This window comes from Streptomyces sp. NPDC046805, assembly GCF_040645355.1.
Lineage (GTDB): Bacteria > Actinomycetota > Actinomycetes > Streptomycetales > Streptomycetaceae > Streptomyces.
Genome location: NZ_JBEYYC010000021.1, coordinates 126,004 through 143,842, shown reverse-complemented (window position 1 = coordinate 143,842; position 17,839 = coordinate 126,004). Strand labels below are relative to the sequence as shown.

17 protein-coding genes are annotated in these 17,839 nt (G+C 71.2%); 1 reads left to right on the top strand and 16 read right to left on the bottom strand.

The features are described from left to right. The 16 genes from ABZ910_RS23005 to ABZ910_RS22930 form a co-directional block, all read right to left on the bottom strand. A partial coding sequence (locus ABZ910_RS23005) for a flavodoxin-dependent (E)-4-hydroxy-3-methylbut-2-enyl-diphosphate synthase (protein ID WP_361368103.1) occupies positions 1-602 on the bottom strand: 602 nt, incomplete at its 3' end. Positions 603-606: 4 nt separating this feature from the next. Next, positions 607-1,629, bottom strand: coding sequence for an adenosyl-hopene transferase HpnH (gene hpnH / locus ABZ910_RS23000; RefSeq protein ID WP_361368101.1), 1,023 nt, complete (start codon positions 1,627-1,629; stop codon positions 607-609). Between the two features lie 5 nt (positions 1,630-1,634). Beyond that, entirely contained in the window at positions 1,635-2,276 is a 642-nt protein-coding gene (locus tag ABZ910_RS22995; protein ID WP_361368099.1) for a 1-hydroxy-2-methyl-2-butenyl 4-diphosphate reductase, read from the bottom strand. Next, positions 2,276-4,306 carry a squalene--hopene cyclase gene (gene shc / locus ABZ910_RS22990; RefSeq protein ID WP_361368096.1) on the bottom strand — a complete coding sequence of 677 codons (2,031 nt, stop codon included), beginning with the start codon at positions 4,304-4,306 and terminating at the stop codon, positions 2,276-2,278. The genes ABZ910_RS22995 and shc overlap by 1 nt, the downstream gene beginning before the upstream one ends. Before the next feature lie 119 nt (positions 4,307-4,425). Continuing rightward, complete coding sequence (locus tag ABZ910_RS22985; protein WP_361368093.1) at positions 4,426-5,553, bottom strand: polyprenyl synthetase family protein; 1,128 nt, start codon at positions 5,551-5,553, stop codon at positions 4,426-4,428. Continuing rightward, on the bottom strand, positions 5,553-6,980 hold the full coding sequence (hpnE, locus tag ABZ910_RS22980) for a hydroxysqualene dehydroxylase HpnE (protein ID WP_361368090.1): 1,428 nt from the start codon (positions 6,978-6,980) through the stop codon (positions 5,553-5,555). The genes ABZ910_RS22985 and hpnE overlap by 1 nt, the downstream gene beginning before the upstream one ends. Continuing rightward, positions 6,977-7,123 (bottom strand): DUF6380 family protein, encoded by a 147-nt coding sequence (locus tag ABZ910_RS22975; protein ID WP_361368087.1) that lies wholly within the window; start codon positions 7,121-7,123, stop codon positions 6,977-6,979. The genes hpnE and ABZ910_RS22975 overlap by 4 nt, the downstream gene beginning before the upstream one ends. After that, positions 7,123-8,073: a presqualene diphosphate synthase HpnD gene (hpnD, locus tag ABZ910_RS22970; RefSeq protein WP_361368084.1), complete on the bottom strand. Its 951-nt coding sequence runs from the start codon at positions 8,071-8,073 to the stop codon at positions 7,123-7,125. The genes ABZ910_RS22975 and hpnD overlap by 1 nt, the downstream gene beginning before the upstream one ends. Then, complete coding sequence (gene hpnC / locus ABZ910_RS22965) at positions 8,070-8,972, bottom strand: squalene synthase HpnC (RefSeq protein ID WP_361368081.1); 903 nt, start codon at positions 8,970-8,972, stop codon at positions 8,070-8,072. The genes hpnD and hpnC overlap by 4 nt, the downstream gene beginning before the upstream one ends. 361 nt (positions 8,973-9,333) lie before the next feature. Further along, entirely contained in the window at positions 9,334-10,134 is an 801-nt protein-coding gene (locus tag ABZ910_RS22960; protein WP_361368078.1) for an ABC transporter ATP-binding protein, read from the bottom strand. Beyond that, positions 10,127-11,056 (bottom strand): ABC transporter permease, encoded by a 930-nt coding sequence (locus ABZ910_RS22955; RefSeq protein WP_361368074.1) that lies wholly within the window; start codon positions 11,054-11,056, stop codon positions 10,127-10,129. The genes ABZ910_RS22960 and ABZ910_RS22955 overlap by 8 nt, the downstream gene beginning before the upstream one ends. Positions 11,057-11,167: 111 nt before the next feature. Then, entirely contained in the window at positions 11,168-12,040 is an 873-nt protein-coding gene (locus tag ABZ910_RS22950; RefSeq protein WP_361368137.1) for a glycosyltransferase family 2 protein, read from the bottom strand. A 26-nt stretch (positions 12,041-12,066) separates the two neighbouring features. Then, positions 12,067-12,846, bottom strand: a complete 780-nt coding sequence (locus ABZ910_RS22945) for a CDP-alcohol phosphatidyltransferase family protein (RefSeq protein ID WP_361368071.1) — start codon at positions 12,844-12,846, stop codon at positions 12,067-12,069. Then, positions 12,824-13,885, bottom strand: a complete 1,062-nt coding sequence (locus tag ABZ910_RS22940) for an iron-containing alcohol dehydrogenase family protein (RefSeq protein ID WP_361368068.1) — start codon at positions 13,883-13,885, stop codon at positions 12,824-12,826. Before ABZ910_RS22940 ends, ABZ910_RS22945 begins: the two co-directional genes overlap by 23 nt. Beyond that, on the bottom strand, positions 13,873-14,625 hold the full coding sequence (locus ABZ910_RS22935; protein WP_361368065.1) for a phosphocholine cytidylyltransferase family protein: 753 nt from the start codon (positions 14,623-14,625) through the stop codon (positions 13,873-13,875). Before ABZ910_RS22935 ends, ABZ910_RS22940 begins: the two co-directional genes overlap by 13 nt. After that, a complete protein-coding gene (locus tag ABZ910_RS22930; protein ID WP_361368062.1) occupies positions 14,622-16,451 on the bottom strand; it encodes a DUF5941 domain-containing protein in 1,830 nt (609 codons plus the stop codon). The genes ABZ910_RS22935 and ABZ910_RS22930 overlap by 4 nt, the downstream gene beginning before the upstream one ends. Before the next feature lie 278 nt (positions 16,452-16,729). Here ABZ910_RS22930 and galE point away from each other — a divergent pair, with 278 nt between their 5' ends. Further along, positions 16,730-17,701 (top strand): UDP-glucose 4-epimerase GalE, encoded by a 972-nt coding sequence (gene galE / locus ABZ910_RS22925; protein WP_361368060.1) that lies wholly within the window; start codon positions 16,730-16,732, stop codon positions 17,699-17,701. The last annotated feature ends 138 nt before the right edge of the window (positions 17,702-17,839 follow it).

Here is a 17,839-nt window from a genome sequence, read left to right as displayed (position 1 = left end):
TCGATCATCACGACCGGGTCGTTGTGCTTGACCGAGATCTTGATGTCCCGGAAGTCGTGCTCCTCGAAGAGCGACGCCTCCCACAGGGCCGACTCCACCAGCGCCTCAGGGGTCGCCTTGCCGTACTTCTCCAGCAGACGCCGGTCCAGCGAACCCGCGTTGACACCGATGCGGATCGGGGTGCCGTGGTCCTTGGCCGCCCGCGCGATCTCCTTGACCTTGTCGTCGAACTGCTTGATGTTGCCGGGGTTCACCCGCACCGCCGCGCAACCGGCCTCGATCGCCGCGAAGACGTACTTCGGCTGGAAGTGGATGTCCGCGATCACCGGGATCTGCGACTTCCGGGCGATCGTCGCCAGCGCGTCCGCGTCGTCCTGCGTCGGGCACGCCACGCGCACGATCTGGCAGCCGGACGCGGTCAGTTCCGCGATCTGCTGCAACGTGGCACCGATGTCCGACGTACGGGTCGTCGTCATCGACTGCACCGACACCGGCGCCCCGCCCCCGACCGCCACCGGACCGACGTGGATCTGCCGCGACACGCGCCGCTCGGCGAGCGGCCGGGCAGGTACCTCGGGAACTCCCAAGGAGACGGCGGTCATTGAGTCACTCCCGGTTTCCGGAGATCGTCTCGCTCAGGGCGCGCAGCGACTCCTTGAGGGAGCCCATGGTGGCGAGGACGGCGGTGGGCTCGTAGCCGCAGTGCGCCATGCAGTTGGCGCAGCGCGGGTCCTTGCCGCGGCCGTACTTGTCCCAGTCGGTCTTCTCGATGAGCTCGCGGTACGTCGGCACGTATCCGTCGCTCATCAGGTAGCAGGGGCGCTGCCAGCCGAAGAGCGAGTAGTTCGGGATCGCCCATGCGGTGCACGGGAAGTCGACCTTGCCTTCCAGGAAGTCCAGGAAGAGCGGGGAGTGGTTGAGCCGCCAGCGGCGGCGGTTGTTGCCCGCGAAGGCCTTCCGGAACAGCTCGCGGGTCTGCTCGACGCCGAGGAAGTGCTCCTGGTCGGGGGCCTTCTCGTAGGCGTAGGCGGGCGAGATCATCATCTCGTCGACCTTGAGGTCGTCGTTGAGGAAGTTGAGCACCTCGACGACGGTCTGCGGAGTGTCGGTGTTGAAGAAGGTCGAGTTGGTGGTGACCCGGAAACCGCGCCGCTGGGCCTCCTTGATGGCCGCCACCGCCTCGTCGAACACGCCCTCCTTCGCCACGGACTCGTCGTGCCGCTCGCGCAGCCCGTCGATGTGCACCGCGAAGGCGAAGTAGGGTGACGGCTTGAACTCGTGCATCTTCTTGCGCAGCAACAGGGCGTTGGTGCACAGGAAGACGTACTTCCGCTTGGCCACCAGCTGGCGCACGATCTCGTCGATCTGCGGATGCATCAGGGGCTCTCCGCCGGCGATGGACACCATCGGCGCGCCGGACTCGAGCACCGCTCCCACCGCCTGCGCGACCGGCATCCGCTGCTTGAGCACGCCGGCCGGGTGCTGGATCTTGCCGCATCCCTCGCACTTCAGGTTGCAGGCGAAGAGTGGTTCCAACTCGACGATGAGCGGAAACTTGTCCCGCCTGCGCAGCTTCTGTTCAGCCAGGTACGTCGCGACCTTGATGGACTGGCGCAGCGGCATGGCCATCTGGCTCACCTCCGGGGGAGCAGCAAAGAACGGTGCCATTCGAAGAAAGCGGGAAGGACGGAACGAAGGACGCGGAAAGCCGATATTCCACCGCGCACCGTGCCGATCCGGACCAGTTCATGTTCAGGAGCGTCCACGACCACCCGTACGGCCGCAACCGGGCGCGCGCCCGCGCGCACGGCGCTCAGAAGCGTGGCCGCCGACTCCATGTCGACGGCGATCGCGCCGGTCGCCAGCAGATCGGACCGTTCGGTTCCGCGGACGACGTGGTCGGAGCCGGTGAGGGGTCCGGTGTGGACGGTCCGTCCGGGCAGCGTCCGTACGAGTTCCTTGACGAGCAGTTCGGTGCCCACGCACGGGACGTTTCCGCCCGGGTCCCTGGTCTCCTCGGCGACGACCAGATCGCCGGGGTGCATACCGGGGGCGAGGCCCGCGCAGAAACCGGTGGCGAGCACGGCGGCCGAGGCCAGCGCCGGGTCGGCCAGCAGCCGGGTGACGGACCGCTGCGCCGCCTTGGGCCCCATGCCCGTGCGCAGCACGGTGACCGGCCCGCCAGGGCCGCCGCGCTCCCCCGCGCGCAGGGCGAGGTGCTCGATGCCGAGCGCGCAGGCGATCAGCAGCGGGGCCGGAGCGGGCTGTGCGCTCATCAGCTCCCCTCGGCTCCGGCGAGCGGCTTCGCGTCGGGGTTCCCCGCGGGCTTGTCGGCGAAGGGTTCGCCGTGCACGTACCGGCCGAGTGCGGTGAGCGGGAAGACCTGCCGGTAGAGGTGGTAGTTGATGGAGAAGTCCCAGGGGAAGCCGGTGCCGGTGAAGTACGGCTCGTCCCAGGAGCCGTCCTCCCGCTGGGTGGCGGCGAGCCACTCGATGCCGCGCTCCACGGCCTTGGAGTCCTTCTCCCCCGCCGCCAGCAGCGCGAGCAGCGCCCACGCGGTCTGCGAGGCGGTGGAGGCGCCGCGGCCGCTCCACTCCTTGACGTCCTTGTAGGAGCGCAGGTCCTCGCCCCAGCCGCCGTCGTCGTTCTGGACGCTCTCCAGCCAGGTCACCGCGCGCCGGATCGCCGGGTGCGAGCCGGGGAGTCCGGCGGCGGTCAGCGCGGGCACCACCGACCCCGTGCCGTATACGTAGTTGACGCCCCAGCGCCCGAACCACGAGCCGTCCGGCTCCTGTTCGGCGAGCAGCCACTCGATGCCGCGCCGGGTGCGCGGGTCGTGGGACAGGCCCTCGACGGCGAGCATCTCGACGACGTGCGCGGTGACGTCGGCGGACGGCGGGTCGATGACCTCGCCGAAGTCGCAGAACGGCAGCCGGTTGGGGAAGGGGCTGGTGTTGTCGACGTCGAAGGCGCCCCAGGCGCCGTTCTTCGACTGCATCCCGAGGTTCCAGCGCACCGCACGCCCGATCGCCCCCTCCAGGCGCTCGGGGTCGTGGTGGCGGACGCGGCGCAGTGCGAGGGCGACCTCGGCGGTGTCGTCGATGTCGGGGTAGTTGTCGTTGTGGAACTCGAACGCCCAGCCGCCGGGCGGGAGTTGGGGCCGCCGCACGGCCCAGTCGCCGGGCCGGACGATCTCCTCCCCGAGCATCCAGTCGGCCGCCTTGACGAGTTGCGGATGGTCGGCGGGCACGCCCGCGTCGGCGAGCGCGATGGTGGCCAGGCAGGTGTCCCACACCGGCGACTGGCAGGCCTCGATCATCCGGGCCCCGTCCTCGCGCCATACGGCGAAACGGTCCAGCGAGGCGAGGCCCTCGCGCATCACGGGGTGCTGGAGGTCGTAGCCGAGCAGGTGCAGGGCGATCAACGAGTACACGGCCGGCGGCTGAATGCCGCCCCAGCAGCCGTCGTTCTCCTGGCGCTCGATGATCCAGCGGGCGGCGGTGTTCATCGCGGCCCGGCGCAGCCGGCGCGGCATGACCGGGCGCAGGCGGTGCATCGCCTTGTCCAGGCGCTGGAAGACACCGTCCCAACTCGCCACCGGGACGAAGGGCTTGGGCGGGTTGGGCCGAGCCGGGTCGGTGTGCAGTTCGTCGAGCGGGAAGGGCGCCGGCCGGACCGGGCGCTTGGCGGAGACGATCGTCAGGGCCACGATGGTCTGCCGGGCCCAGCACCCGAAGTCGTAGATGTTGAGCGGCATCCACTTCGGGAAGTAGACGAGCTCCGGCGGGAGTTCGGGCAGGTCCTCCCACTTCCACCAGCCGAACAGGGCCAGCCAGATGCGGGTGAACACTCGGGAGGCGGCGATGCCGCCCTGCTCGCGGACCCAGGCGGAGGCCTTCGCCATGTGGGGGGCGTCGGGCGCGTCGCCGGCCAGGCGGAGGGCGACGTATGCCTCGATGGTGGCGGAGAGTTCGCCGGGGCCGCCGTAGAAGGTGGCCCACGTGCCGTCCTCGCGCTGCTCGCCGCGGATGAAGAGGGCGGCGGCGCGGGTCGTCTCCTCGTCGCGGATGCCCAGGAACTGGCGGAGGAGAAGGTCCTCGGCGTCCATCGTGACGTTGGTCTCGAGGTCGCCCTTCCACCAGCCCTCGGTGTCCTGCAGGGCGAGCAGGAAGTCGGTGGCGCGCCGGGTGGCACGTACGGCGGCTTGGCGTACCCCGGCCGCCGCGGGGGTGCTGTCGGCTTCGCTGGCCGCGGTAGCGTGCGGCGGCTTGGTGGCGCCGGTGCTTCCGTCGGTCGTCGCTGTCATGGCTTCCCCTTCGTGCAGTCGTGTCCGTCGTGCTGCTGTGGGTCCGCCGTCGGCCGGTCCGCGGGTCCTGCCCGCGGCACCGGCCGGCGACTACGCGAGAGCTATTCGACCGATGGTGCTCATCTCTTTCGTACGACGACGAAGTCGGCGAGCGCCGCGAACTGGTCGCGGACCCGGTCGGGCATGTCGATGGCGTCGAGGGCTTCGAGGGCGATGCTGTACTGGCGACGTGCCTCCTCGGCGGTCCACTCGCGGCCGCCGGCCTTCTCGATGAGGGCGGCGCGGGCCGCGAACTCCTCCTCCGAGAAGCTCTCGAAGTCGCTGCTCACGGCGTCGGCGGCGAGCATCTCGCCGAGCTGCGCGGAGGCGGAGCCGCCCGCGGCGAGCGCGGCCACGACCGGCAGGGACTTCTTGCGCTGGCGCAGGTCGCTCCAGGTCTGCTTGCCGGTGGACTCCGGGTCGCCCCAGATGCCGAGGAGGTCGTCGACGGCCTGGAAGGCGAGGCCCAGGTGGTAGCCGTACTTCTCCAGTGTGTCGGCGGTCTTGTCGTCCGCGCCGCCGAGCACCGCGCCGATGGAGGAGGCGCAGGCGAGCAGGGCGCCGGTCTTGTTGCCCTCCATCTCCAGGCACTCCTCGACGCTGACGCGGTCGCGGTGCTCGTAGGAGATGTCCTGCGCCTGACCGTCGATCAGGGCGCGGGTGGCGGTGGTCAGGCGGCGGGTCGCGCGGCCGGCCTCGACCGTGCCGAGCTCCAGCAGCAGCTCGTTGGCCAGGGCGAACAGGGCGTCGCCGACGAGGATGGCCTGGGCGGGGCCGTGCACCTTCCAGACCGTGTCGCGGTGCCGGCGCTGCTCGTCGCCGTCCATCAGGTCGTCGTGCAGCAGCGAGAAGTTGTGGACCAGTTCGACGGCGACGGCGCCGGGGACTCCGATCTCGGGTGCGGCGCCGGTGACCTCGGCGGACAGCACGGCGAGGGCGGGGCGCACGGCCTTGCCCCCGTCGCCTGCCATGGGGTTGCCCTGGGCGTCGATCCAGCCGAAGTGGTAGGCGGCGACGGTGTCCATGGGAGGTGCGAGGCGGTCGATGGCCGCCCTCAGTACCGGTGTGGCCAGGGTCCGGCCGCGCTCCAGAAGCGCGGTCACGTCCACCGCGTCGGCAGCCTTCGTGGCCGGGGGCACAGTGGGCACAGTCTCTCCTCTTTCTGCGGTACCGGGGGTGCGGGAGCCTGCCGCCTGCTGATCGATCATCAGGCCGCCTCCTCGAACTCGAAGAGATGGCGGGGGCGGGGCCGGCCCAGGGCGCGCAGGGCGGCGTCCGCCGCACTCACACCACTGCGGACCGCACTCTCCATGGTCGCGGGCCACCCGGTGGCGGTCCACGCTCCGGCCAGGTACAGGCCGGGGGTCTTGGTGCGTGCGCCGGGCCGCAGCCGCCCGACGCCAGGGGTGGGGGCGAACGTCGCCGTGCGCTCCCGGGTCACGAAGAAGTCCTTGATGTCCGCCGCGCGCGTGGCCGGCAGCAGCCGCTGAAGCTCGGGCAGGTAGCGCTCGCGCAGTACGGCGACCGGCGCGTCGATCTCGTCCTGCGCGGCCGACTGGGACAGGGCGAGGTACTGACCGTCGCGCAGTCCCGAGGCCTCGGTGCGGTCGAAGACCCACTGCACGGGGGTGCCGAGGGCCGCGAAGAACGGCTTGGCGAGCACCTTGCGGTCGTAGACGACGTGGACGTTGAGGATCGGTGCGGTGTCGATCTCCAGCAGCTGCCGGGGGGCGTCGAGGGCCCCGGCCGGCAGCAGGTCGTGCGCCTCGCGCTGGGGTACGGCGAGGACGACCGCGTCGGCCGACAGCGTCTCGCCGGGAACCTGAACGCTCCAACTCCCGTTTCCGTTGTGAGAGATGGAGGTGACGCGTGTACGGACCTCGATGCGCACGCCCGCGGAGTCGAGCGCCTTGCGGGCCAGCCGGTCGTGCAGGTCGCCCAGCGGGACGCGCGCCCAGCCGATGTCGGCCGCGCCCGGGTCGGACAGCAGACCGGTCTTGAACACCATCGCGGCGAGCCCCAGCGAGGCGTCGCCCGCGACCGCGTTGAGGGTGGCGACCCCGACCAGGTCCCACAGGGCCTCGATGGCACGCGCGGACTGGCCGTGCGCGGCCAGCCAGCTGCCGAAGTCCTGGGTGTCCAGGGTCGGATCGGCGAGGTCGAGCCCCTTGAGCGCGAGCGCGGCACGCCCGACCGCGGCACGCTCGGCGAGCGAGAGGTGCGGGTAGGTGGCGAGGCTGCGGCCCAGGTGCAGGGGCACGGGCAGCGGGTCGCGCCGCAGCCTGCCGAGCCGCCGTCCCTCGGGCTTGGCAAGGTCGAGAACAGGCACGTCGAGACGTTCCTGCAGTGGTGCCAGCGCGGCGCCCTCGATGCGGTCGAGGAACCAGCGGTAGGCGGTGCAGCAACGCAGGTACACGTGCTGGCCGTTGTCGACGGTCAGCTCGCCGCGCCGGAAGGAGAAGGCGAGGCCGCCCAGCCTCGGCCTGCCTTCGAGCAGGGTGACCTCCATGCCCGCGTCGGCGAGCGCGAGCGCGGCCGTGATCCCGGCCAGACCGCCGCCGACCACGACGGCACTGCGGCCGGCGTGTGCCGGGGTGTCAGCGTGCGGCGCGTCCGGCCGCCTGCCGTCGGTCATCGTGCACCCTTCCGTGCGCGCCCGCTGTGCAGGGAATACGGCGCACGGCAGGCCATGGCAGTCGCAGTCAGGGACGCCGCCACCGAGCGGAGGGTTGCCTGACGCACTTCTCCGACAGTGCCACCTTGGCCCACATTGTCCATCAGGCGCGCCTCCCGACGGTCCGTCGGGACACGTGCCGGGCGTCCAGGCCGGACAGTCCGCGCACGGCGACGTACGCCTTCTCGCGGCCGGGCAGCGAGACGCGGCCGCGCAGCACGGCCTCCGGCTCGCGCTCGATGCGGTCGAGCAGGCGCCGGTAGATCCCGGCCATGGCGGCGACGCACGCGCCGCTGCGCCGGTCGAGCATGGGCAGCAGGCGGTAGCCCTCGGCGAACAGGGCGCGGGCCCGCCGCACCTCGAAGTGCACCAGGCCCGCGAAGTCGGCACCCTTGGGCGGTGTCGGTCCGGCGAAGCCGGCCGAGCAGCCGAATTTCGCGAGGTCGTCGGCGGGCAGATAGACACGGCCGCCCTGCGCGTCCTCGCGGACGTCTCTGAGGATGTTGGTGAGCTGCAGCGCGAGCCCGAGCGTGTCGGCGTACTCGGGTGCGCGCTCGGCGCCGCGCGCCCCCGCTTCCGTACCGAAGACGCCGAGCGAGAGCCGTCCGATGGCGCCGGCCACACAGCGGCAGTAGGCCTTCAGGTCGTCCCAGGTCTCGTAGTGCTCGCCGCGCACGTCCATCTGGACGCCGTCGATGAGCTCGTCCAGGCCGCCGAGCGGGATCGGGTACGCCTGTGCGGCATGCGTGAGCGCGACGGCCACCGGGTCGGTGTCGTCCTCGGCGACCGCTCCCTCGCGGATCCGCGCGAGCAGCGCCCGGGTGGCCTCGAGCCGCGCGACCTTGGCGTCGTCGGCCAGCGCGCCGTCGCCGATGTCGTCGATGCGCCGGGAGAACGCGTAGAGCGCCGACATCGCGCGGCGCTTGGGCGTCGGCAGCAGCCTGATGCCGTACGCGAAGTTGCGGGCCTGCTGCCCGGTGACGGTCTCGCAGTAGCGGTAGGCGGCGAGTACCGGTGCGGACACGTGTGGTGCCGACTCCACGGTCCGGATCACCCCTTTCCTCGCAGGATCACGCCCACCTCGCGCAGCAGCTGGACCTTGCCGGGCTTGGGCGGGCCGGGAAGTACGTCGTAGTCGGCGGCGGCGATCGCGCGGATCGCCGCCCTTCCCCCCGCCACGAACCCTGTGAGCAGCAGCTTCAGTCTGCCGTGGACGCTACCCACCAGGGGGGCGCCTTCATTCAGGAGGTCACGGGCGCGTTGGGCTTCGTGTGCGAGCAGTGCGCGCACCGATGCGCCCGTGGCGGTCGCGGCGAGGTCGGCCTCCTGGACGTGGAAGCGCTTCATGTCGGCGGCGGGCAGGTAGATCCGGTCGCGGCCGAGGTCCTCGGCGACGTCCTGCAGGTGTTCGACGATCTGGAGGCCGGTGCAGATCGAGTCGGAGAGGCGGATCCGCTCGGGGGTCGAGGCGCCGGTGACGGCGAGGACGAGGCGCCCGACGGGGTTGGCGGACAGTTCGCAGTACGCGAGGAGGTCGTCGTAGGTCTCGTACCGCGCGACCAGCTGGTCCTGGCGGTTGGCGGCGATCAGGCCGAGGAAGGGCTCGGGCGTGAGGGAGCAGCGGCCGACGGTGTACTGGAGGCGGCGCAGGAGCGGGTGCCGCGGGGTGGAGTCGAAGACGCGGCGCAGGTCGGCCTCGAAGGCGTCGAGGAGCAGCAGGCGGTCCTCGGCGTCCTCGGGGGACACGCCGAGCAGGCGGGCGTCGGCGCCGCCGGGGGCCAGGTCGCCGTCGCCGATGTCGTCGACGAGGCGCGCGAAGCCGTAGACGGACATGAGGTCGTCGCGCCAGGTCTTGGGCAGGAAGAACGGGGCCACGGGGAAGTTCTCGTGCGCGGCCTTGTCGAGCGTGCCGCGCTCCGGATCACCGGGGCGGGCCGTGTCGGTTCCCGTCACCGCGCGCTACCCGGGGCGGGGACGGCACGTGCTGCGTTGAGCTGGGGAGTTTCCGTAGCCATTGCCGTCACATCTCCCGTTCTACACTGCCGACCCAATACACACTATTTCGGACACGCCGCCTGGCCGTCCGCCGGGCGGCCCGGACGGGGGGTGTCGCGCATTATCGCCCCACTTGCCGCTTTCGCGGGACCGGTACAGCTTACGTTGTACAACGCGGCAAGGAGCGCCCGGGTGTCCCGCACATCACAACAACACACCGATTTGCGACAAGATTCCTACGGCGGGCCGGAGTTGACGTTTCCTTTGCAGACGCCGGGCCCCGCCGGAAAGGCTCCGGCGGGGCCCGGGACAGATCGGGCTATTTCCCCGTGAACTTCTCGTATTCCTTGAGGACCTCTTCGGTCGGGCCGTCCATGCGCAACTCACCGCGCTCCAGCCACAGGACGCGATTGCAGGTGTCGCGGATCGACTTGTTGTTATGGCTGACCAGGAAGACGGTGCCGGCTTCCTTGCGCAGTTCCCGGATGCGTTCTTCAGAGCGCTTCTGGAACTTGCGGTCACCGGTGGCCAGCGCCTCGTCGATCATGAGGACGTCGTGGTCCTTGGCGGCGGCGATGGAGAAGCGGAGCCGGGCCGCCATGCCGGAGGAATAGGTGCGCATCGGGAGGGTGATGAAGTCGCCCTTCTCGTTGATGCCGGAGAAGTCGACGATCTCCTGGTAGCGGTCCTTGATCTCCTCGCGGGACATTCCCATGGCGAGCCCGCCCAGGACGACGTTCCGCTCTCCGGTCAGGTCGTTCATCAGGGCCGCGTTCACACCGAGCAGGGACGGCTGGCCGTCGGTGTAGACCTTGCCGCTCTCGGCGGGCAGCAGTCCGGCGATGGCCCTCAGCAGGGTCGACTTGCCGGAGCCGTTGGAGCCGATCAGGCCGATGGCCTCGCCGCGGTAGGCGACGAAGGAGACGCCGCGTACGGCGTGCACCTTGCGCACCCCGCTCTTGGCGTCGTCGGAGCCTCGCTTGAGTATGCGGCTGAGGGCGGCGGTGGCGCTGCCCTTGCCGGTCTTGGCGCCGTGGACGCGGTAGACGATGTGCAGTTCGTCGGCGACGACGGTGGGGACGCGCTCGCCGGTGTTCCGCTCGGGACTGCTCTCAGCCACGGCCGTACCTCTCCTCCGCCTTCCAGAAGTACACGAAGCCGCCGATCGCGACGAGCGCGGCCCAGCCGCCCGCCACCGCCCAGACGTTGGCGGGCAGGTTCTCGGAGCCGTAGCCGTCGATCAGCGCGAAGCGCATGAGGTCCATGTAGATCGCGGCCGGGTTCCACTGCAGGACGTTCTCCGCCCACTGCGGCTTGTCGGCGAGCATGACCGGGATGGAGAACATCACGCCGGACGCGTACATCCACGTCCGCATCACGAACGGCATCAGCTGGGCCAGGTCCGGGGTCTTGGCGCCCGCCCGGGCCATGATCAGCGCGAGGCCGGTGTTGAAGAGGAACTGCAGGGCCAGGATCGGGACGATCAGCAGCCAGGACAGGTCCGGGTAGCTGCCGAAGGCGACGGCCACGACGAACAGCACCAGCATCGAGAACAGCAGCTGCTGCAGCTGCTGGAGCGCGAAGGAGATCGGCAGGGAGGCGCGCGGGAAGTGCAGGGCGCGGACCAGGCCGAGGTTGCCGGAGATCGCGCGCACGCCCGCCATGACCGAGCTCTGCGTGAAGGTGAAGACGAAGACGCCCGTGACCAGGAACGGGATGTACACCGCGTGCGACATGCCCCGGCTGGCGTTAAGGATCACGCCGAAGATGAAGTAGTACACCGCGGCGTTCAGCAGCGGGGTGGCCACCTGCCAGAGCTGGCCCAGCTTGGCCTGGCTGTACTGGGCGGTCAGCTTCGCCTGGGAGAAGGCCAGGATGAAGTGGCGCCGTCCCCAAAGCCGACGTACGTACGTCCCCAGCGACGGCCGGGCGCCGCTGACGGCCAGCCCGTACTTGGCGGCGAGGTCCGCCGCCGTGAGGCCCTCGTCGGACGGCGGGGCGGCGCTCACCGCGACTCTGCCGTCATGCGTTGTCTCACTCACCAGTGGATACTTTCGTCTTCGAGATGCGCGGCCGGTACCGGCCTGGCCCGTGCCGACCCGATCGGAGCCGGGAGCCCGGGCCGGGCCCGGGTGCTCGCCGCTCCGAGCTTGTCAGATGACGGGAGGGCGGCCCAGTCGGGTCAGCCGCCACACCGTACGCCACTTCATGGGCCGGCGGGGACCGCACGCGGAGGCCCAGCCCTCCTTGAACCCGCCGAGCCAGGCCTTCAGGGCCGGGCGCGAGGGGCGGCGCAGCAGGGTCAGCAGCAGCCACACCCCGAGGTAGACCGGCACCAGGAGGGTGGGGAGGTTGCGGCGGGCCAGCCACACGCGGTTGCGGGCGACCATGCGGTGGTAGACCGCGTGCCGCGAGGGTGCGGTGGTGGGGTGGTACAGCACCATGTCGGACCGGTAGTCGATCATCCAGCCCGCGTCCAGGGCCCGCCAGGCCAGGTCGGTCTCCTCGTGCGCGTAGAAGAACTCGTCCGGCAGGCCGCCGACCTCGGCGAAGACCGCCGTACGGACGGCGTTGGCGCCGCCGAGGAAGGTGGTGACCCGGGAGGAGCGCATCGGGTCGGAGGCCCGCAGGCGCGGCACGTGGCGGCGCTGGGTCTCGCCGGTGTCCGGGTCGGCGATGCGGAAGCTGACGATGCCGAGCTCCGGGTCGGCGGCGAACGCGTCGCGGCACAGCTCGGCGGTGTCGCTTCGCGCGAGGAGGCCGTCGTCGTCGAGGAAGAGCATGATGTCGACCTCGCGGCCGCCCGGGCCGAAGGCCTCGATACCGACGTTGCGGCCACCGGGGATGCCCAGGTTCTCGGACAGTTCGACCGTCCGTACCCCGGCGGGGACGTCCGGGACGGGCGAGCCGTTGCCGACGACGACCACCTCGACCGGGTCGCCGTCCTGCCCCGCGACCGAGTCGAGCAGGGCCCTGAGTTCGTCGGGGCGGTTGCCCATGGTGATGATCACCGCGCCGACCTTCAGCGGCGTCTTCGAGGACTCCACAGCGCTCACCTCAGCCTGCTCGACGCGAGGATGGACACCAGATGCAGCAGGGTCTGCAGCAGTGCGATCCCGGCGAGTACGGCGGTGCCGAGCCGGGTGAAGAACAGGTCGCCCCTGATCTGGTCGACGATCGCGAGGGCCAGGATCAGCAGGGACGCCTCGATCCCGAGGATCAGGCGGTGGAACTTGAGCGCCCCGGCGGCCCGGCGGGCCAGCGCCATGCCGGAGGAGCGGGGCTCGGCCGCGGCCTCCTTGACCGGCGGCAGACCGCCCTGGTGGCGGGCGACGCCGACGAGGTCGGTCTCGGCCTTGATCAGGATCGCGCCGAGCGCGGCGAGCGTGCCGAGGAAGGCCCACAGCCAGTCGATCCGCCCGGGGCCCCACAGGTCGGCGGCGCGCAGGCCGAGGCCCACCAGCACCGCCGCGTCCGTCAGATAGGCGCCGACCCGGTCGAGGTAGACACCGCCGAGCGAGTACTGCTTCTTCCAGCGCGCGATCTCGCCGTCGACGCAGTCCAGCAGCAGGTACAGCTGGACCATCACGACGCCGAGCACGGCGCCCGCGATCCCCGGCACCAGCAGGGCCGGGGCCGCGAGGACACCGAAGACGGTCATCAGATACGTGAGCTGGTTGGGCGTGATCCTGGTGTTCACCAGGTAGCGGTCGACCCGCAGCGACACCTCTCGCATGTAGAGGCGTCCACCCCAGTGCTCACCGCTGCGCCGGTCCTTCACCCCCGGGGGATGGACGACCGGCCGGAGTTCAGCTACCGATGGCCTTGACATAGTCGGCGTAGATGTCCTTGATCTGGTGGGATTTGAGGTCGAGGTGTTCGAGGATCGTGTAACGGCCGGGCCGGGTCTCCGGGGCGAACTCCACGGCTCGCACGAACTCGTCCACGGTGAAGCCGATGTCCTCCGGCAGCACCGGAAGCCCGTGCCGGCGCAGCACCGTCGCCATGTACGCCGACTCCTCGTGCGCGCCGCGCAGGTACATCGCGAAGACGGCGCCGATCCCGCACTGCTCGCCGTGGGCGGCCGCCCGCTGGGGGAAGAGCAGGTCGAAGGCGTGGTTGATCTCGTGGCAGGCACCGGAGGACGGGCGGGAGTCGCCCGACACCGACATGGCGATGCCGCTGAGGACCAGTGCCTCGGCGAGCACCTGGAGGAAGTCGGTGTCCCCGATGCCGCCCGGGTGCCGTAGCACCGCCTCGCCCGCCTGCCGGGCGATCGCGGCGGCGAGGCCGTCGATCTTCTCGCCCTTGACGCGTCCCGCGAGCTCCCAGTCCGCGATGGCCGAGATGTTGGAGACGGCATCACCGATGCCGGCCCGCACGAAACGGGCGGGGGCCTCGCGGATCACGTCCAGGTCGATCACGACCGCGATCGGATTCGGCACGCCGTACGAGCCGCGGCCCGCGTCGTTGTCGAGGGTCGCGACCGGGGAGCACAGGCCGTCGTGCGCGAGATTCGTCGGTACGGCGACCAGCGGCAGGCCCACGCGGGCCGCCGCGAACTTGGCGCAGTCGATGATCTTGCCGCCGCCGAGGCCCACGACCGCGTCGTAGCGACCGGCCTTTATGTCGCCGGCCAGCCGGACCGCGTCGTCGAGGGTGCCGCCGCCGACCTCGTACCAGGTGGCGCCGGGCAGCGAGGGCGCGACGCGCTCACGCAGCCTCGCGCCCGAGCCGCCGCTCACCGCGACGGCGAGCCGGCCGGAGTGCGAGATGCGCTCGTCGGCGAGTACGGCGGCCAGGTCGTCGAGGGCACCCGGGCGGATGTCCAGGACGACCGGCGAGGGGATGAGCCTCGTCAGTACCGGCATGCGATCTCCCGTCCCTTGGCGAGATCGTCGTGGTTGTCGATCTCGACCCAGCTGACGTCGCCGATCGGCGCCGTGTCGATCCTGAAGCCGCGGCCCACGAGCTCCTGGTAGCCGTGCTCGTAGAACTGCTGCGGGTCGGTCTCCCACACCGTCTTGAGCGCGTCGGCCAGTTCGGCGGCGGCGTCGCCCTCGATGAGGGTGACGCCGATGTACTCGCCGGTGGCCTCGGCCGGGTCCATCAGTTTGGTGATCTTCTGGACGCCCTTGGCGGGGTCGACGACGACCTTCATCTCCTCGTCCGCGAGGGACTTCACCGTGTCGAGGGCGAGGATGATCTTCTTGCCGTCGCCGCGGGCGGCGAGCAGCGTCTTCTCGACGGAGACCGGGTGCACGGTGTCGCCGTTGGCGAGGATCACGCCGTCCTTGAGCGCGTCACGCCCGCACCACAGGGAGTAGGCGTTGTTCCACTCCTCGGCCTTGTCGTTGTCGATGAGGGTGAGCTTGAGGCCGTACTTCTGTTCCAGGGCGGCCTTGCGCTCGTACACGGCTTCCTTGCGGTAGCCGACGATGATCGCGACCTCGGTCAGGCCGATCTCGGCGAAGTTGCCGAGGGTGAGGTCCAGGACCGTCGGTTCGCCCTCTATGCCCGCGGGGCCCACCGGCACCAGAGCCTTGGGGAGGCTGTCGGTGTAGGGGCGCAGGCGCCGTCCGGCGCCGGCCGCCAGCACGAGGCCGATCATGCGGGTTCTCCTTCGTCGTGTACTGCGGGCGCCCCTGCGGACACCCAGAAGCGGATGCTCTCGACGAGCACCACGAGGGCGACGACCACGGCGAGGACCGTGAGCGCGACCGTGAACTGCGAGGCGGTGAGCAACGCGGCGAGGACGGTGACGAGCAGCGTCCGTCCTTCCTGCCCCCCGATGGCGCGCGCCAGCCAGGCCGGCGGCGCTCCGGCGTTCCCGCGGATGCGGTACACCGTGTCGTAGTGATGGTAGGCGACGGCGGCCACCAGCCCGAAAGCCGCCGGAAGTGCTCCGTTCACGCCCGCTTTGGCCGCCAGCACCAGGACGGTGCAGTACTCGGCGGCGCGGAAGAGCGGGGGGACGAGCCAGTCGAGGGCGCCCTTGAGGGGATGGGCGAGGGCCTCGGCGGAGAACAGGACGTAGGCACCGGCCAGGAGCACGAGCCACCAGCTCGCCCCCAGCTGCCAGGCGCCGACGACCATGCCGACCGCGCCCAGGGCCGCGCTGAGCGGCGCCAGGTAGGCGAACCGGCCGCGCACGACGCGGGCGAGCAGCCCGCTGAGCGGCCCGTTGTCCGAGAGGTCTGCGAGCGCCTGCGCCGCGCGGTCGGTGCGCCGCGCCTTCCGCGTGACCGAACGCAGCACGCGCCCTGCCGTGGTGTACGTCGCCGCTATGGCGCAGCCGATGATCAGCACGGAGAGGGTGATGCGGGGGGTGGTGAACGCGGTGAGGACGGCGATCATGGCCCAGCGCTCACCGATGGGCAGCACTATCATCCGGCGCACCCAGACCGTCCAGCCGACGCTGTCGAGCTTGCCGGAGAGGGCGGCGGTGGGGCTGGTGTTGGCGGTGGCGTCGTGGTTGGCCTCGTTGAAGGAGAAGTCCACGACATGCCGGCAGGTCTGCAGGATCATCGCGCCGAGCGCCAGGGCCCATACATCGTCGTGGCCGCCGCGGGCCGCGCCGAGGGCGAGGCCGGCGTAGTAGGCGTACTCCTTGGCACGGTCGAAGGTGGCGTCGAGCCAGGCTCCGAGCGTGGAGTACTGCAGGGAGTAGCGGGCGAGCTGGCCGTCCGTGCAGTCCAGGACGAACGAGCAGATCAGCAGGATGCCGGCGGCGACGAAGCCCGTGCGGGTACCGGTGGCCGCGCAGCCGGCCGCGATCAGGGCGGTGAGCAGCGAGGCGGTGGTGACCTGGTTCGGGGTGAGGCCCCGGCGGGCGCACCAGCGGGCTATGTAGCGGGAGTACGGGCTGATGCAGAAGGTCGTGAAGAAGCCGTCGCGGGCCTTCACGGCGGACTTCAGGCGTACGGCCTCGTCGTCGACGGCGGCCACGGCCTGCCGGGCCTCGTTGCGGGCCTGCGGGTCGGCCGGTACGGCGGCGACCAGGCTGCCGAGCTCGGGACGGTGCACGTCGGTGCCGTCGGCGTCGAGTGCGGCGACGATGCGGTCGGCGAGGCTCTCGACGGCGGTGACGGCACCTGCCGTGTCCCGCGGGGCCGAGGGCGTCGTACCACTGTCCGCCGAGGTCTCCCGGGCCATCGCCCGGGTCAGTGCCTGGCGGCCGGCCGGCTGGGCCGTGACGGCGCCGGGGACGGCGGCGAGCGGGAAGCGGGGGTCGGTCAGGCCAAGGCGCAGCGCGTGCACGTGGCCGACGAAGCCGGCGTCCACGACGGCCACGCGCTCGTCACTGGGGACGGCGGCGAGGAGCGTCTCCGTGTCGGATGTGTCGGAGGCCACCCGCACCTCGAAGCCGAGGGACCGCAGATCACTCTCGAGCGAGGATCCGGGTACCGGCTGACCGGTGACGATCACGGTCGACAACCGAAACTCACTCCCTGGGTGCCGACGCGTCCGCGCCGGTCGTCTGCATGTGGGGGCGCCGCTTGGCCTGCGGCGCCCGGACGGCATTCGGCAGAGGCTATCGGATGACCGGAGGACGGTGTTCATCACCCGTTCACGGGCTGGTCGACGCCGTCTGCCCTGGCCTGTGCCGCGATCATCATGGGTGATCCGGGGGTCGGCCCACAAACCGCACCCCCATCCCGGGCATCGGGGACATGGGGCATACCTCCCGCAGCGTCGGCATAGGGTGGGCGACCATGACTTGGCTGATCACCGGCGGAGCCGGATACATCGGGGCTCATGTGGCGCGGGCCATGGCCGACGCCGGGGAGCGCGTCGTGGTGCTGGACGACCTGTCCGCCGGGATCCCGGCGCGGCTGCCGGCCGAGGTGCCGCTCGTCGAGGGGTCGACGATGGACGCGGACCTGGTCAAGCAGGTCCTCACGGAGTACGGCGTGACGGGCGTCGTCCACCTCGCGGCGCGCAAGCAGGTCGCCGAGTCCGTGGCGCAGCCCACCCGCTACTACAGGGAGAACGTGGGCGGTCTCGCCACCCTCCTGGAGGCCGTGGCGGAGGCCGGCGTCGAGCGCTTCCTGTTCTCCTCCTCCGCGGCGGTGTACGGCAACCCGGATGTGGACCTCATCACCGAGGACACCCCGTGCGCGCCGGTGAACCCGTACGGCGAGACAAAGCTCACCGGGGAGTGGCTGGTGCGGGCGGCCGGGCAGGCGCACGGCATGGCGACGGTCTGCCTGCGTTACTTCAACGTGGCGGGGGCGGCCGCGCCCGCGCTGGCCGACACCGGCGTGTTCAACATCGTCCCCATGGTCTTCGACCGGCTGACCCGCGACGAGGCCCCGCGGATCTTCGGCGCCGACTACCCGACGCCGGACGGCACGTGCATCCGTGACTACATCCACGTCGCCGACCTCGCCGAGGCCCACCTCGCGGCGGCCCGGCGGCTCACCGGCGGCGGCCTGACCGGGGATCTGACGGTGAACATCGGCCGCGGTGAGGGGGTGTCGGTGCGCGAGCTGATCTCGGTGATCGGCGAGGTCACCGGCGACCGGCGGGCGCCCGTCGTGGAGGGCCGCCGCCCCGGGGACGCACCGCGCGCGGTCGCCTCGGCACGGCGGGCCGCCGAGACGCTGGGCTGGCAGGCGCGGCGCGGGGTGCGCGAGATGGTCGAGTCGGCGTGGCAGGGCTGGCAGCAGCACCACACCCCGTGACGTCCGAGCCGGCTGAGGGCGCCCTGACCTGCGAAAGTTTCCGCAGGTCAGGGCACATGACAACGGTGTTCAGTGCCGCGTTGCCGGGTACGCCCGACCCGTAGTTCACTGTGATCCCGGGGGACAGTCCACCGCGCC

Bases quoted from the DNA above. Each gene is read 5' to 3' on its own strand.
- ABZ910_RS22945 (WP_361368071.1), bottom strand. From the start codon at position 12,846: ATGTCAAGGCCATCGGTAGCTGAACTCCGGCCGGTCGTCCATCCCCCG.
- galE (WP_361368060.1), top strand. From the start codon at position 16,730: ATGACTTGGCTGATCACCGGCGGAGCCGGATACATCGGGGCTCATGTG.
- hpnE (WP_361368090.1), bottom strand. From the start codon at position 6,980: ATGACCGACGGCAGGCGGCCGGACGCGCCGCACGCTGACACCCCGGCA.
- ABZ910_RS22940 (WP_361368068.1), bottom strand. From the start codon at position 13,885: ATGCCGGTACTGACGAGGCTCATCCCCTCGCCGGTCGTCCTGGACATC.
- shc (WP_361368096.1), bottom strand. From the start codon at position 4,306: ATGACAGCGACGACCGACGGAAGCACCGGCGCCACCAAGCCGCCGCAC.
- hpnH (WP_361368101.1), bottom strand. From the start codon at position 1,629: ATGGCCATGCCGCTGCGCCAGTCCATCAAGGTCGCGACGTACCTGGCT.
- ABZ910_RS22995 (WP_361368099.1), bottom strand. From the start codon at position 2,276: ATGAGCGCACAGCCCGCTCCGGCCCCGCTGCTGATCGCCTGCGCGCTC.
- ABZ910_RS22985 (WP_361368093.1), bottom strand. From the start codon at position 5,553: ATGATCGATCAGCAGGCGGCAGGCTCCCGCACCCCCGGTACCGCAGAA.
- ABZ910_RS22935 (WP_361368065.1), bottom strand. From the start codon at position 14,625: ATGATCGGCCTCGTGCTGGCGGCCGGCGCCGGACGGCGCCTGCGCCCC.
- ABZ910_RS22975 (WP_361368087.1), bottom strand. From the start codon at position 7,123: ATGGACAATGTGGGCCAAGGTGGCACTGTCGGAGAAGTGCGTCAGGCA.